The sequence below is a fragment of the Streptomyces sp. CB01580 genome, from assembly GCF_001905795.1.
Taxonomy (GTDB): domain Bacteria; phylum Actinomycetota; class Actinomycetes; order Streptomycetales; family Streptomycetaceae; genus Streptomyces.
This window is the reverse complement of record NZ_LIXJ01000002.1, coordinates 500,817-515,299: the sequence shown is the minus strand read 5'-3', so window position 1 is coordinate 515,299 and position 14,483 is coordinate 500,817. Positions and strand designations below refer to the sequence as shown.

Here is a 14,483-nt window from a genome sequence, read left to right as displayed (position 1 = left end):
TCTTGCGGAGTGACCTTTCGTCGCGGGCTCGGGTTAGTGGGTCATGGCGGGTTCGTTAGGGGTACTGCCGGGCGGGGTCTCCGGGCCGCCGGCGGAGGGGTTCGAGGTCGCGTACGCCGACCGGGGCGGGTCTGAGTTCCGCGCTTCGCTGAGGGGATGCCTGGGCAGTGCGGTTCGAGGACGTCGCACCGGTACGCGCGTTCAAGTCGTACAAAGGTCAGCGGCATCTGCCGGGGCTGTGGTGGTCGTCCACGGCGGGCGGGCACATCGGCTACGAGTCCTGGCTGGAGCGCGATCATGTGATGCTGCTGGACTTCGACGCCTCGGTGGTGGGGATCTCCTCACAGCCGTTCTGGCTGTTCTGGCGGTCGGAGGCGGGCAAGGGCGTCTCGCACGCACCGGACTACTTCGCCCGCCGCGACAACGGCACGGGGCTGGTGGTCGACTGCCGTCCGGCGGATCGGCGCAAGCCCCGGGACGTGGCGAAGTTCGAGGCGACGCGGACAGCCTGCGCTCAGGTCGGGTGGGAGTTCCGACTGGTGGGGGCGCCGGACGCGATCATGGTGCGCAATGTGCGCTGGCTGGCGGGCTACCGCCACCCCCGGCACAGGCTGGAGTCGGTGGCCTCCGATCTCCTGGCGGCGTTCGCCGAGCCACAGCCGCTGATGGCGGGCGCATCGGCAGTTGGTGACCCGATCAGGGTGCTGCCGGTGCTGTTCCACCTGCTGTGGTTGCACGAGCTGACGGCGAATGTGTCGGTGCCGCTGCATGCCCTCTCGCTGGTGTCAGCAGAGGTGCCGCGGTGACGGCCGGGCCGGGCAAGCCAGTGTTGCGGCCCGGGGACTGGGTCACCTACGACAGCGGGGACCACCAGGTGGTGGCGCTCGCCGGTACGTCCGTGCGGCTGCGCCCGGTGGCAGGGTCGGAATCGGTGGTGCTGGCGTCGCACCTGATGGCAGCGCCGGACTTCGCCGTCACCGGCACGGAGCTTCTGCCCGTGCTGGAGCCGTCAGGGTTGCTGGCGACGTTGCCGGAGTCGGTACAGGAGGCGGCCCGCGAGTGGGAACGGCACATGGTGGAGATCGAGACCGGGCTGCCGTTCGGCGCCGCACCGGGCACGCCGCCGCGCCCCGGCTATGACCCGGCAGCCTTCTCGTTGATGGAGCGGATGGCCGCGAAGGCACGGGAGCTGGGGGTGACGGTTCGGACCGTGCAGAGCCGACGGTCTCGCTACGTCCGGCAGGGAGTCTGGGGGCTGGTGGACCAGCGGACGACCCAGACCTGGGAGGCGACGGGGCGGGCGGACGCCCGGCTGGTGGCAGCCGTCCAAGAGGTCCTGGATGCGGAGACACACGCCTCGACCGGGACCCGGTCGCGGCTGATCCGCCGGGTGGTCAAGCTGGTGGAAGCCACCCACGGCAAAGGGGTGGTGCCGCTGCCGAGTCAGCGGACCTTCTACAAGCTGATCGACGCGCTGTCCACGGGGCGGCACACCTTCGGTTCGGCAGTCACGCGGCGGCAGACGGCGAACCGGCCGAAAGGGCCGTTCACACCGACGTTCGCGGACCGTCCCGGGGAACAGGTTCAGATCGACTCCACCCCGCTGGACGTGATGGTGGTACTCGATTCAGGGCTGACGGCCCGCGCGGACTTGACGATCGCGGTCGATGTCGCGACCCGCACCATCTGCGCCGCGGTGCTAAGGCCGGTGGGCACCAAGGCGGTGGACGCCTCGCTGCTGCTGGCCCGGATGCTGGTGCCCGAGCCGATGCGGCCCGGCTGGTCCGCGAGTCTGCGGATGGCTGCCTCCCGCATGCCGCACATGCGTCTGCTGGACGTGGACACGCGGATGGAACAGGTCGCGGCGAAACCGGTGATCGTGCCGGACACCGTCGTCATCGACGGCGGGAAGGTGTTCATCTCGGACACCTTCGTCCGGGCCTGCGAACGGCTCGGCATCTCGGTGCAGCGGGCACGTCCGCGCACGCCGACCGACAAGGCGATCGTGGAGGCCACCTTCTCCTCGATCAACACCCTGTTCACGCAGCACCTGGCCGGCTACACCGGCCGGGATGTCTCCCGCCGCGGCGAGCGTGTCGAGGACCAGGCCGTCTGGACCGTTCCGGAGCTTCAGGACCTACTGGATGAGTGGCTGCTGGCCGGGTGGCAAGCCAGGCCGCACAGCGCTCTGCGCGACCCGTTCCGTCCGAAGACGGCGATGTCACCGAACGACAAGTACGCCTCCCTGGTGGCAGCCTCCGGCTACCTGCCGCTCGTGCTGCGCGGCGAGGACTATCTGGAGTTGCTGCCGGTGGCCTGGCGGGCGATCAACGACTACGGCATCCAGATCAGTTACCGCACCTACGACAGCCCCGACCTGGGGCCGCATCGGCGCGAGCACTCCGGGATCACCGCCAAGCGCGGTCTGTGGGAGGTGCACTACGACCCCTACGACCTGTCCCAGGTGTTCGTCCGCACATCGGACGGCTGGGTCACCGCGCCCTGGACGCAGTGGCCGCTGGTCAACGCACCGTTCGCGGACTTCACCTGGCAGCACGCGCGCCGCCTTGCGGCCGAGGCCGGACTGGACGACACCAACGAGACGGCCATCGCCCGCGTCCTGGACGACCTGCTCACCCGCGCCGAGCACGGCCCGGACACCCGGTCGGCCAAGGTCGCCGCCCGCACCCGCACCGCCCGTCCCATCCCCGCGCCCGCCGCAGCACCCGAGACCGAGCACCGCACGGAGCCGGAGCCCGAGCCCGAGGCCCAGCCGCCCGCGGCGGTGGCGGAGTTCGGACTCTTCGACGCGCACGCAGAAGCCGAGAGGTGGCTATGAACACGCCCTCCCCATCCGCCCCGGACCCGGAGGCTCCGCCGGATAACCCGCTGACCAGCAAGGAGGGCTGGCGTCACTTCGTCGACCACGAGCCGGTCCCGCCCCGGCCGCTGACCGCCGCCGAACGGGCGGCGCTGAGTCCGCGGGAACGGGTGCGTGAGGACGAACAGCGCCGCGAGTATCACGCCGATCTGCCGATGGTGCACACTCCGGTCATCCGCAAGGTCACCACCACTTCCCGGTTGCTGATCCAGCTCAACCGAAACCAGATCTCCGCCCGCCGCGGTGTGATCCTCTCCGGCGCCTCCGGCACCGGGAAAACGACCGCCCTGACCCAGCTCGGACGGGCTCACGAACTGGCCGTCCGCAAGCGGCACCCCCGCGACCGCAACCGGCTCCCGGTCCTCTACGTCACCGTCCCACCCGCGGCCACGCCGAAGATGCTCGCGATGGAGTTCGCCCGCTTCTTCGGGCTGACCTTCCCCTCCCGGGCCAACGTGACCGACATCGTCGACGCCGTCTGCGCGACGGCCGCCCATGTCCGTGTCGACCTGGTGCTCGTCGACGAGATCCACAACCTGACTCTCGCCACCCGCTCCGGGGCCGAAGCATCCGACCAGCTGAAGTACTTCGCCGAACGGCTTCCCGCCACCTTCGCCTACGCCGGCATCGACGTCGAGTCCAAGGGTCTGTTCAGGGGCACCCGGGGAGAGCAGATCGCCGGACGCTTCGTCGTCATCCCCGCCGCCCCCTTCACGCACGCCACCGCCGAGGACCAGGACGCCTGGCGGGCCCTGGTGGGCACCCTGGAATCCACCCTCCGGCTGCACCACCACACGCCCGGCACGCTGGCCGGGCTGAGCGAGTACCTCTTCCACCGCACCGGCGGCATGATCGGCAGCCTTTCCCAGATCATCCGTGGCGCCGCCGTCCTCGCCATCGAGGACGAGAGCGAGCGCATCACCGAGGACCTCCTTCAGGCCGTCCCCGTCGACTACGCGGCCGAGCAATCCGAGAAGCGCACCGCCCCCGCCAGACCTGCGAGGAAACGGAGGCGCGTGGCCTGATGCCTATCCGACGACTACCCGATCCCGTTCCGCCCGCCCGGCACGAGATCCCCGCCTCCTACATCGGGCGTCTGGCCACCCTTCACGGCCTCGACATCAACGACCTCTGGACACAGGTCACCGAGCGCGAGAAGTCCGGCGGCATGCGCCGCGTCGTCGTCCCCGAACGCCTCTCCGCGCTCACCGGACGCACCGTCCACGCCCTCGCCGGAGCCCTGCCCGAACTGCGCACACCACGACCCAACTGGACGATGTTCCGCCACCAGCCCCAAACCGGCTGCCACCGCTGCGACGCCCGGCACCCCGGTGGCAAAGTGACCCGGCTCCTGCCCCACCACCGCTACATCTGCCTGCGCCACCGCACCTGGATCGGCCCGCCCGACATCGACCATCCCGCCGTCGACCTCACCCGGCTCCCCGAAGTCGTCGACGCCCAGCGCAAACACCTGCGCATCCTCAGCCGCTACGGCTGGGCCGCCACCTACGACGCCGTGCTGAGCGGCCTCATGCTCTGCGCACACATCTGGTCCGTCGACGGCTACCCGGTCCCATTCGGCACCTGGGACGCCTGGGACGACCGCATCGACCTCCTCATCCCGTTCGACCGAGAGAAGCAGGAGTACATCGGCTACAGCACCTCGCGGATGTTCGCAGCGGTCTATCCCGAGGCCGTTGCCCTGGCACCCCTGATCGCCTCACCCCACTGGCGGCAGATGGCCGACGGCACCAAGGCCGAGCAAGCCCGCTTCTTCACGGAGGTCAGCAACCGCATCACCTACCCCTACAGCCCGCCCGACCGCAAGGGGGACGCCATCGCGCACTGGTCCCTCGCCGACTCCTGGCGCCCGCCCAGCCAACCCCTGACGGCCTACACGCCCGGCCGGATGCACGGCAAGCTCTCCGGCCTCGCAGCGAACCGGCTCGCCCGTCACGAAAAGGGCGCGATGTGGTTCAGCCGCACCCGCAAGGACCAGGGCCGCACACTCCTCTTCCACAGCCACCTCAAACCGGTCCTCCTGCGTGACCGCGAACACCGATACGAGAAGTGGGAAGGAACCATCTGGCACAGCACACGCACCGACGAACTCATGCGCAAAGAGGTCGCGGACATGCGCCGAGCTTCCGACGCCAAGGACTGAGAGTCCGGTGTTTATACCTTGCTCGCGACCACCATGTAGTTCTCGGCGTCAAGATCGAACGTGCTCAGTTCCGTTTGGAGTCCGACCTGGTGCAGCTCGACTTCGAGTTCCTCGTACCGGTAGGGCCAGCAGGACAGCAGTTCCGAGCGGACAAGAACCGGCCCAGTCGCATCAACTTGGGCGATCGCAATCTCGATGTGGTGCTCATCCTCCCAATGCGGCGCAATCTCCCAGCGGTAAATTACGACGGCATCGCGACCGTTTCGTCGGACGAGTCGGTCCCAGATGTCCAGCCGGGAACCTCTGGCCCTCACGAGTTCCCAAGTGCGGGATGTGAGCACCAAGCGCCCGCCTGGGCGCAGAAGCCGTGACATCGACTCCAGAGCAGCGCCCCTGCCTGTCGCGCCCGCGGCGTGGTGAAGCGAGTTGCCAACGCAGAACACCATGTCGAACGTGTTGTCCTGGAAATGGTCGGGCAACTCTTCCCAGTTCGCCCGTACGGTCCGGACGGATGCCCCGAACTCCTCGGCCAACTCTGCAGTCCGACGAACCATCGCCTCGCTGGCGTCAGTTGCGACAACCTGCATGCCACGACCGGCGAGACCAACCGCCAACTGTCCGGTTCCGCAAGAACAGTCGAGGACCTGAGCGTTCGACGGCAGGAGATTGAGGACGTCGTCGAACGACGCAACGAACTCTGCTGGAGGCAACTTCGCATCCGAGATGAGCCATTCGTACACCTCGGCAAGCACGCCATAACCTGTCACAACCACTACCTCCGTCACGCGGCAGACTCACGGTAGGACGTCAGTCCATCAGCGGAGCAAGCCTGGCACCAATGGTTTTCGCAAGCCCCCGCCTGCCGCAGCAGCGGACGGAAAACGAAGAGTCAATCTGCACGAAACCTGATGGCACAGCGCAACCCATCTCTTCGCCCCGCAGCTAGGACATCGGAGCCGACGCAATGCGAAACGGCACCCGACAGAAGCTGTCCGCCACGGCCGCCCCGTCCGTTCTGGCCGCCGCGTGCCACGCCGCTTGGCAGCCGCCCTTCGCGACCTGAGAGGATCCCGGAACCATACGGATACTCAGGGGGAAGCATGGCTGTTCTGGTACTGGTCGGGGTCCTGGCGCTCGCCGTCGGCGGGTGCGTGTGCGTCGTGTGGGCGGCCCGCGGCGGACCGCGCTGGGCCCGCGGCGTGGCGCATGTGACGCTCGCCGCGGGCGAGTTGGCGCGCCGCTCCCAGAAGGGCGGAAACGGGGGCGGGGGCCGGGGCAGCGGCGACGACGACTGAGCGGCGGGCCGGGGCTCCCGGACCGCGCCTCCCGCACGCTCGTCCCGGCCTCCCCGGCCCCCGGGACCGCGCGCCTCCCGCGCACTCAGCCCGGCCGTCCGCCCCCGCCCCCGGTCCCGGTCCTGCGCAGGAGCGGCCAGCAGGCCACGCCCAGCAGCAGCGCCAGCGGGTGCCCCCAGTCGGCCAGGGGATCGGCGAGCCGGAGGAGATCGTTCAGCAGCATCGCGCCGACCCCGCCGAGCACCAGCGCCCGCAGCCACGGCGTGAGCAGCCCGGCGAGCGCGCCGACGCTCGCCATCAGCCCGAAGCTGATGCCGTAGTCGAGCCGGTGCAGCGAGGATCTCGGCAGGTGTCCGGCCACCACGGACAGCCCGACCGGGATCTCCGTGGCGAGCGTCGCCACGACATGGCCGAGCAGGAACACCCCGGCGGTGCGCCACCCGCCGATGCGGCGTTCCAGGGCGGTCAGTACGAGGGCGAAGCCGAGGACGTACGGGGAGGCGAACCCGTCCACGACCCACAGGGCGCTGGCGCCCAGCACGAGCAGCGGGGTCCGGCCGAGGTGCGCGACGTCCGTGCTCGACGCGCTCAGCAGCTCCTCGACGGTGTGCGGATCGGCGTGCGCCATGAAGAGGGACGTGGCGGCCAGCACCAGCAGGTACCCGAAGGTGAAAGGGGTGCCGGCGGGGGTCGGCAGCAGTCGCGCCCATCGGGCCCGGCGCGGCGCGGACGCGAAGGACGCGAAGGACGCGACGGACGCCGGCGAACCGGAGACGGAGGAGGACACGGACATGGCCGCGGGGGCGGTGACGGCGGCGCGAGCGGGCGCACGGTCCGCCGGTTCCTCGGTACGGCGCTGGCGCGGTATGCCGTCGAGCAGCGGCGCCGCGCCCTGCTCCCCGTCCCTCTCCCCGGCCCCGGCCCGGCTCGTCGCCCCGTGCACCGCGCCGTCCGTCGCCCGGCGCACCGCGTGCGGCCCTTCTCCGTTCCGCCCCCGAGACGACGCCGGCAACGTCCCACCCTTCGCGATCGCCCCGTACCGTCATGGCCCGGCCCGCGGACAGGCATCGCGCCCGGCCCGGCCCGCGGACAACCGGAACACATCCCTCCGAGCTGTCCGACAGTGCACGCTACCCCGGACCGGCACCGCGACACCCCGGACAGGACCAAAGGCCGGTTGGCCGCGGGCCGTGCCGACCGGCCAGGATGGCGGGGACCCCGTCCGTCCGCCATCGGAGATCCGCACCATGCCCGACAGCATCGGCCCCGACACCCACGCCCCCGTCACGCTCGACCGCCGCGAAGGCCCGTACGGCGAGGTGGTGCTGCGGGGACGCGGCGACGACTTCGAGATCATCGCCAACGGGTGCTTCCTCATGGACACCTCCGACGGGCGCTCCGAGCGGCTGCTGATCGACGCGGCGCTGGCCGCGCTGCCCGACGGCCGCCCCGACCCGGCGGTGCTCATCGGCGGTCTCGGCGTCGGCTTCTCGCTCGTCCGGGCCGCCACCGAACCCCGATGGGGACGGATCGCCGTCGTCGAGCGGGAGCAGGCGATCGTGGACTGGCACCTGGAGGGTCCGCTGGCCCGGATCTCCGGCGCGGCGCTCGCCGATCCGCGCACCGAGATCCTGACGCGGGACCTCGTCGCGTACCTGCGGACGACTACGGACCGTTATGACGCGCTGTGCCTGGACATCGACAACGGGCCGGACTGGACGGTCACCGAGGACAACTCGAACCTGTACTCCCCCGCCGGTCTGGCGGACTGCCGGGAGCGGCTGACACCGGGCGGGGTTCTCGCGGTGTGGTCCGCCCAGCCGTCCACCGACTTCGAACAGGCCCTGCGGAATGCCGGATTCAGTGGTGTACGTACGGAAGAGGTCCGCGTTGCCCGAGGTGTTCCCGACGTGGTGCATCTCGCGGTCCGGACAGCCTGAGGAGGCCCACCGGCCCCGCTCGGCTCCCGGACACCCGGGGGCCAAGCGCCACAAGGCCGACACTCCGCCACTCCGCCGCGCCTCGGCTGTTACACCCTGCGTAGCCGAGAACAGCCCGCTGCCCTTACGCTGCTGACCGGTGACGGGATCACCCATGAAATCCACAAGCGAAGACCGCGCGTCCGGGGGAATGGCCCCCGTGAGGACGGGCAGGGGCGGGGCGATGGAACAGACACACACCACCCACAACGGCGTCGCGGCCACCCCGGGCGCTCAGCGCCGGGTGCTGGTGGTCGAGGACGACGCCACGATCGTCGAAGCCATTTCCGCCCGGCTGCGGGCCGAGGGCTTTCTGGTGCAGACGGCGCTCGACGGGCCCGCGGCCGTGGACGCGGCCGAGGCGTGGCAGCCCGATCTGATGGTCCTCGACATCATGCTCCCCGGCTTCGACGGCCTGGAGGTCTGCCGCCGGGTGCAGGCCCAGCGGCCGGTGCCGGTGCTGATGCTGACCGCCAGGGACGACGAGACCGACATGCTGGTCGGGCTGGGCGTCGGCGCCGACGACTACATGACCAAGCCGTTCTCGATGCGCGAGCTCGCGGCCCGGGTGCACGTCCTGCTGCGCCGGGTCGAGCGGGCGGCGCTGGCCGCGGTCACGCCGCGCAGCGGCATCCTGCGGCTGGGCGAGCTGGAGATCGACCACGCGCAGCGCCGGGTCCGGGTGCGCGCCGAGGACGTCCACCTCACGCCGACCGAGTTCGACCTGCTGGTCTGTCTGGCGAACACGCCGCGGGCCGTGCTCTCCCGGGAGCAGCTGCTGGCCGAGGTCTGGGACTGGGCGGACGCCTCCGGCACCCGTACCGTCGACAGCCACATCAAGGCGCTGCGCCGGAAGATCGGCGCGGAGCGGATCCGTACCGTGCACGGCGTCGGCTACGCGCTGGAGACCCCGGTCCCATGACCCGGCCCGGTTCGACCCGGTCCGGATCGGCCCGGCCCGGCACCTCCCGGCCCGGTTCCGGACTGCGCCCCTTCTCGATCAAGGCCAAGCTGGGCACGCTCGTGGTGGTCTCGGTGTTCATCACCACCGGGCTGCTGATGGTGGCGCTGCGGACCAGGACCGAGCTGCGGTTCATCACGGTGTTCTCGGTGATCGCGACCCTGTTGATCACGCAGTTCGTGGCGCACGGCCTGACGGCGCCGCTGGACGAGATGACGACCGTGGCCCGGTCGATCTCGCACGGCGACTACACCAGGCGGGTGAGCGGCGCCGACCGGCGCGACGAGCTCGGCGACCTGGCCCAGACGATCAACCGCATGGCGGACGACCTGGAAGCCGTGGACCGGCACCGCAAAGAGCTGGTGGCGAACGTGTCGCACGAGCTGCGCACGCCGATCGCGGCGTTGCGGGCGGTGCTGGAGAACGTCGTGGACGGGGTGTCCTCGGCCGATCCGGAGACGATGCGGACGGCGCTGAAGCAGACCGAGCGGCTCGGCAGGCTGGTGGAGACGCTGCTGGACCTGTCCCGGCTGGACAACGGGGTGGTGACGCTGAAGGCGAGCCGCTTCGAGGTGTGGCCGTACCTGTCGGGGGTGCTGAAGGAGGCGAACAACTTCGCCGCCGCGCACCGCCACCTGTCCTCCGGTTCGGGGAACCACAGCCGCAAGGACGTGGCCCTGGCGCTGGACGTGTCGCCGCCCGAGCTGACCGCGTACGCGGACACGGAACGGCTGCACCAGGTGGTGGCCAATCTGATCGACAACGCTGTCAAGCACAGTCCGCCGCACGGCCGGGTCCAGGTGCTGGCCCGGCGCGGGGACGGGCCGGGGTCCCTGCACCTGGAGGTGCTGGACGAGGGACCGGGCATTCCGGAGTCGGAGCGGTACCGCGTCTTCGAGCGGTTCAACCGCGGCGAGGTGTCGTCCCCCCACGGTCCCGGCAGCGACGGCGGTACGGGGCTGGGCCTGGCGATCGCCCGCTGGGCGGTGGATCTGCACGGCGGACGCATCGGCGTGGCCGAATCCGCTCGCGGTTGCCGCATCCGCGTCACCCTTCCGGGGGTATCACAACCGCGAGGTTGACATAGGGTTCGAACCGGAAGGGCACGTTCTGCGTGCTCGCTTTCAGGGGTACGGTCCAGGGGGGCCGTAGCCGCGGTCCCGCGTACCCGTAGTGCAGCGGAACCAGGCTTGTTTCCCGCCAATCCCTGCGCCGAAACCCGCCTTTCGATGTGACTTGCGCGACGAAGGGCGGCCCGGCCTGCATGGAACGGCCCGGGAGGCGTAGCCTTGATTTCCGCTGTCCATCACCTTGTGAAGCGGAAGAGGGCGGTTGCCGCCGTGTCGTCTCAGTCCCCCAGTAACTCGAGCATCTCGACCGATCAAGCCGCCCCGGGTACCGACCCGGCTGCCGCTTTCGGCCCCAACGAGTGGCTCGTCGACGAGATCTACCAGCAGTACCTCCAGGACCCGAATTCGGTCGATCGTGCCTGGTGGGACTTCTTCGCCGACTACAAGCCGGGGGCGTCCGGCACGGCGGACAAGCCCGTTCCCGGCACCCCGGCCGCCGCCGCACCGGCCGCCGCACCCCAGGCCGCCCCGGCCCTGGCTCCCGCCGCGCAGGCTCCGACGGCCCCCGCGCCCGCGGCCCCTGCGCCCGCGCAGGCCGCCCCGGCCGCGCCCGCCGCACCGGCGAAGGCCGCCCCGGCCCCCGCCGCGAAGGCCCCGGCCCCGGCCAAGCCCGCCGCCGCGCCGGCCACCGAGGCCGCCGAGGGCCCGGAGTATGTGACGCTGCGCGGTCCGTCGGCCGCCGTCGCGAAGAACATGAACGCCTCGCTGGAGCTGCCGACGGCCACGTCCGTGCGCGCGGTCCCGGTGAAGCTGCTGTTCGACAACCGCATCGTCATCAACAACCACCTCAAGCGCGCCCGGGGCGGGAAGATCTCCTTCACGCACCTGATCGGCTACGCGATGGTGCAGGCCCTCAAGGCCATGCCGGCGATGAACCACTCCTTCACGGTGAAGGACGGCAAGCCGACCCTGGTCAAGCCGGAGCACGTCAACCTCGGCCTGGCCATCGACCTGGTTAAGCCGAACGGCGACCGCCAGCTGGTCGTCGCGGCCATCAAGAAGGCCGAGACGCTCAACTTCTTCGAGTTCTGGCAGGCGTACGAGGACATCGTCCGCCGCGCCCGCAGCGGCAAGCTCGGCATGGACGACTTCACCGGCGTCACCGCCTCGCTGACCAACCCCGGCGGCATCGGCACCGTCCACTCGGTGCCCCGCCTGATGCCCGGGCAGGGCCTCATCATGGGCGTCGGCGCCATGGAGTACCCCGCCGAGTTCCAGGGCACCTCCCAGGACACCCTGAACAAGCTGGGCATCTCCAAGGTCATGACCCTGACCTCGACGTACGACCACCGCGTCATCCAGGGCGCCGCGTCCGGCGAGTTCCTGCGCATCGTCTCCCAGCTGCTGCTCGGCGAGAACGACTTCTACGACGAGATCTTCAAGTCGCTGCGCATCCCCTACGAGCCGGTCCGCTGGCTCAAGGACATCGACGCCTCCCACGACAACGACGTGACCAAGGCGGCGCGGGTCTTCGAGCTGATCCACTCCTACCGGGTCCGCGGCCACGTCATGGCCGACACCGACCCGCTGGAGTACCGCCAGCGCAAGCACCCCGACCTGGACATCACCGAGCACGGCCTCACCCTGTGGGACCTGGAGCGGGACTTCGCGGTCGGCGGTTTCGCCGGCAAGTCGCTGATGAAGCTCCGCGACATCCTCGGTGTGCTGCGCGAGTCGTACTGCCGCACCACCGGCATCGAGTTCATGCACATCCAGGACCCGAAGCAGCGCAAGTGGATCCAGGACCGGGTCGAGCGCACGAGCACCCCGCAGCCGGAGCGCGAGGAGCAGCTGCGCATCCTGCGCCGGCTCAACGCCGCCGAGGCGTTCGAGACGTTCCTGCAGACCAAGTACGTCGGCCAGAAGCGGTTCTCGCTGGAGGGCGGCGAGTCCGTCATCCCGCTGCTCGACGCGGTCATCGACTCCGCCGCCGAGGCCCGCCTCGACGAGGTCGTCATCGGCATGGCCCACCGCGGCCGGCTGAACGTGCTGGCGAACATCGTCGGCAAGTCGTACGCGCAGATCTTCCGCGAGTTCGAGGGCAACCTCGACCCCCGGTCGATGCACGGCTCCGGCGACGTGAAGTACCACCTGGGCGCCGAGGGCACCTTCACCGGTCTGGACGGCGAGCAGATCAAGGTCTCGCTGGCCGCCAACCCCTCGCACCTCGAAGCGGTGGACCCGGTGCTGGAGGGCATCGTCCGCGCCAAGCAGGACGTCATCAACAAGGGCGGCACGGACTTCACGGTCCTGCCCATCGCGCTCCACGGCGACGCGGCCTTCGCGGGCCAGGGAGTCGTCGCCGAGACGCTCAACATGTCGCAGCTGCGCGGCTACCGCACCGGCGGCACCGTGCACGTGGTGATCAACAACCAGGTCGGCTTCACCGCCGCCCCCGAGTCCTCGCGCTCCTCCATGTACGCCACGGACGTGGCCCGCATGATCGAGGCGCCGATCATCCACGTCAACGGCGACGACCCCGAGGCCGTGGTCCGGGTCGCCCGGCTGGCCTTCGAGTTCCGGCAGGCGTTCAACAAGGACGTCGTCATCGACCTCATCTGCTACCGCCGCCGCGGTCACAACGAGGGCGACAACCCGGAGTTCACCAACCCGCAGATGTACACCCTGATCGACAAGAAGCGCTCGGTGCGCAAGCTCTACACCGAGTCCCTCATCGGTCGCGGCGACATCACCCTGGAAGAGGCCGAGCAGGCGCTCCAGGACTTCCAGGGCCAGCTGGAGAAGGTCTTCGCGGAGGTCCGCGAGGCCACCTCGCTCCCGGCGCCGGCGCACACCACCGAGGCCCGGCCCGAGTTCCCGGTCGCCGTGAACACCGCGGTCACCTCGGAGGTCGTGAAGGTCGTCGCGGAGTCCCAGGTCAACATCCCCGAGCGGATCACCGTCCACCCGCGTCTGCTCCCGCAGATGCAGCGCCGCGCCGCCTCGGTGGAGAACGGCACGATCGACTGGGGCATGGGCGAGACCCTGGCCATCGGTTCGCTGCTGATGGAGGGCACCCCGGTCCGGCTCGCCGGCCAGGACTCCCGCCGCGGCACCTTCGGCCAGCGTCACGCGGTCCTCGTCGACCAGGTGACCGGCGAGGACTACACCCCGCTGCTCTACCTCTCCGACGACCAGGCCCGTTACAACGTCTACGACTCGCTGCTCAGCGAGTACGCGGCGATGGGCTTCGAGTACGGCTACTCGCTGACCCGCCCGGAGTCGCTGGTCATCTGGGAGGCCCAGTTCGGTGACTTCGCCAACGGCGCCCAGACCGTCGTCGACGAGTTCATCTCCTCGGCCGAGCAGAAGTGGGGCCAGACCTCCGGCGTCACGCTGCTGCTGCCGCACGGCTACGAGGGCCAGGGCCCGGACCACTCGTCCGCCCGCCCGGAGCGCTTCCTCCAGCTGTGCGCGCAGAACAACATGACGGTCGCCATGCCGACCCTGCCGTCGAACTACTTCCACCTCCTGCGGTGGCAGGCGCACAACCCGCACCACAAGCCGCTGGTCGTCTTCACCCCGAAGTCGATGCTCCGTCTCAAGGCCGCCGCGTCGAAGGCGGAGGAGTTCACCACCGGCGGCTTCCGCCCGGTGATCGGCGACGACACGGTGAAGCCGGAGAACGTCCGCAAGGTCGTCTTCTGCGCCGGCAAGGTCTACTACGACCTGGAGGCCGAGCGGGCGAAGCGCGGCGCCACGGACGTCGCGTTCATCCGTCTGGAGCGCCTGTACCCGCTGCCGGGTGCCGAGCTCCAGGCCGAGATCGCCAAGTACCCGAACGCCGAGAAGTACCTCTGGACGCAGGAGGAGCCGGCCAACCAGGGTGCCTGGCCGTTCATCGCCCTGAACCTGATCGACCACCTGGACCTGGCCGTCGGTGCCGACGTCCCGCACGGTGAGCGCCTGCGCCGCATCTCGCGGCCGCACAGCTCCTCCCCGGCGGTCGGCTCGGCCAAGCGCCACCAGGCCGAGCAGGCGCAGCTGATCGCCGAGGTCTTCGAGGCCTGACCGGCAGAAGCACGCACGGGGGCCCGGTCCCGCGAGTCGATCGCGGGGCCGGGCCCCGGCGT

11 protein-coding genes are annotated in these 14,483 nt (G+C 70.3%); 9 read left to right on the top strand and 2 right to left on the bottom strand.

Going from position 1 to position 14,483, the window contains the following annotated elements:
- Positions 1-167: 167 nt before the first annotated feature.
- From AMK22_RS04760 to AMK22_RS04745, 4 genes are read left to right on the top strand one after another with little or no spacing between them, the layout of a single operon-like run.
- Complete coding sequence (locus tag AMK22_RS04760) at positions 168-806, top strand: TnsA-like heteromeric transposase endonuclease subunit (RefSeq protein WP_229866746.1); 639 nt, start codon at positions 168-170, stop codon at positions 804-806.
- Complete coding sequence (locus AMK22_RS04755) at positions 803-2,839, top strand: Mu transposase C-terminal domain-containing protein (protein ID WP_338014131.1); 2,037 nt, start codon at positions 803-805, stop codon at positions 2,837-2,839. The genes AMK22_RS04760 and AMK22_RS04755 overlap by 4 nt, the downstream gene beginning before the upstream one ends.
- On the top strand, positions 2,836-3,906 hold the full coding sequence (locus AMK22_RS04750; RefSeq protein ID WP_073781922.1) for a TniB family NTP-binding protein: 1,071 nt from the start codon (positions 2,836-2,838) through the stop codon (positions 3,904-3,906). The genes AMK22_RS04755 and AMK22_RS04750 overlap by 4 nt, the downstream gene beginning before the upstream one ends.
- Positions 3,906-5,045 carry a TniQ family protein gene (locus AMK22_RS04745; protein ID WP_073781921.1) on the top strand — a complete coding sequence of 380 codons (1,140 nt, stop codon included), beginning with the start codon at positions 3,906-3,908 and terminating at the stop codon, positions 5,043-5,045. Before AMK22_RS04750 ends, AMK22_RS04745 begins: the two co-directional genes overlap by 1 nt.
- Positions 5,046-5,056: 11 nt before the next feature.
- Here the strand turns inward: AMK22_RS04745 and AMK22_RS04740 are convergent, their stop codons facing one another.
- Positions 5,057-5,812 carry a class I SAM-dependent methyltransferase gene (locus tag AMK22_RS04740; RefSeq protein WP_073781920.1) on the bottom strand — a complete coding sequence of 252 codons (756 nt, stop codon included), beginning with the start codon at positions 5,810-5,812 and terminating at the stop codon, positions 5,057-5,059.
- Between the two features lie 333 nt (positions 5,813-6,145).
- On the opposite strand from AMK22_RS04740, the gene AMK22_RS04735 reads away from it, so the two are divergent.
- The gene (locus tag AMK22_RS04735; RefSeq protein WP_073781919.1) at positions 6,146-6,340 is read left to right on the top strand and encodes a hypothetical protein; all 195 of its coding nucleotides are present in this window, start codon (positions 6,146-6,148) and stop codon (positions 6,338-6,340) included.
- A gap of 85 nt (positions 6,341-6,425) precedes the next feature.
- Here AMK22_RS04735 and AMK22_RS04730 read toward each other — a convergent pair whose 3' ends face one another.
- Positions 6,426-7,307 carry a rhomboid-like protein gene (locus tag AMK22_RS04730; protein WP_242433829.1) on the bottom strand — a complete coding sequence of 294 codons (882 nt, stop codon included), beginning with the start codon at positions 7,305-7,307 and terminating at the stop codon, positions 6,426-6,428.
- A gap of 280 nt (positions 7,308-7,587) precedes the next feature.
- Here AMK22_RS04730 and AMK22_RS04725 point away from each other — a divergent pair, with 280 nt between their 5' ends.
- The 4 genes from AMK22_RS04725 (at position 7,588) to AMK22_RS04705 (ending at position 14,421) form a co-directional block, all read left to right on the top strand.
- Positions 7,588-8,280 (top strand): spermidine synthase, encoded by a 693-nt coding sequence (locus AMK22_RS04725; RefSeq protein WP_073782015.1) that lies wholly within the window; start codon positions 7,588-7,590, stop codon positions 8,278-8,280.
- A 223-nt stretch (positions 8,281-8,503) separates the two neighbouring features.
- On the top strand, positions 8,504-9,241 hold the full coding sequence (locus AMK22_RS04720) for a response regulator transcription factor (RefSeq protein WP_073781918.1): 738 nt from the start codon (positions 8,504-8,506) through the stop codon (positions 9,239-9,241).
- A complete protein-coding gene (locus AMK22_RS04715; protein WP_073781917.1) occupies positions 9,238-10,362 on the top strand; it encodes a HAMP domain-containing sensor histidine kinase in 1,125 nt (374 codons plus the stop codon). Before AMK22_RS04720 ends, AMK22_RS04715 begins: the two co-directional genes overlap by 4 nt.
- Positions 10,363-10,620: 258 nt before the next feature.
- Entirely contained in the window at positions 10,621-14,421 is a 3,801-nt protein-coding gene (locus AMK22_RS04705; protein ID WP_073781915.1) for a multifunctional oxoglutarate decarboxylase/oxoglutarate dehydrogenase thiamine pyrophosphate-binding subunit/dihydrolipoyllysine-residue succinyltransferase subunit, read from the top strand.
- Positions 14,422-14,483 lie beyond the last annotated feature (62 nt).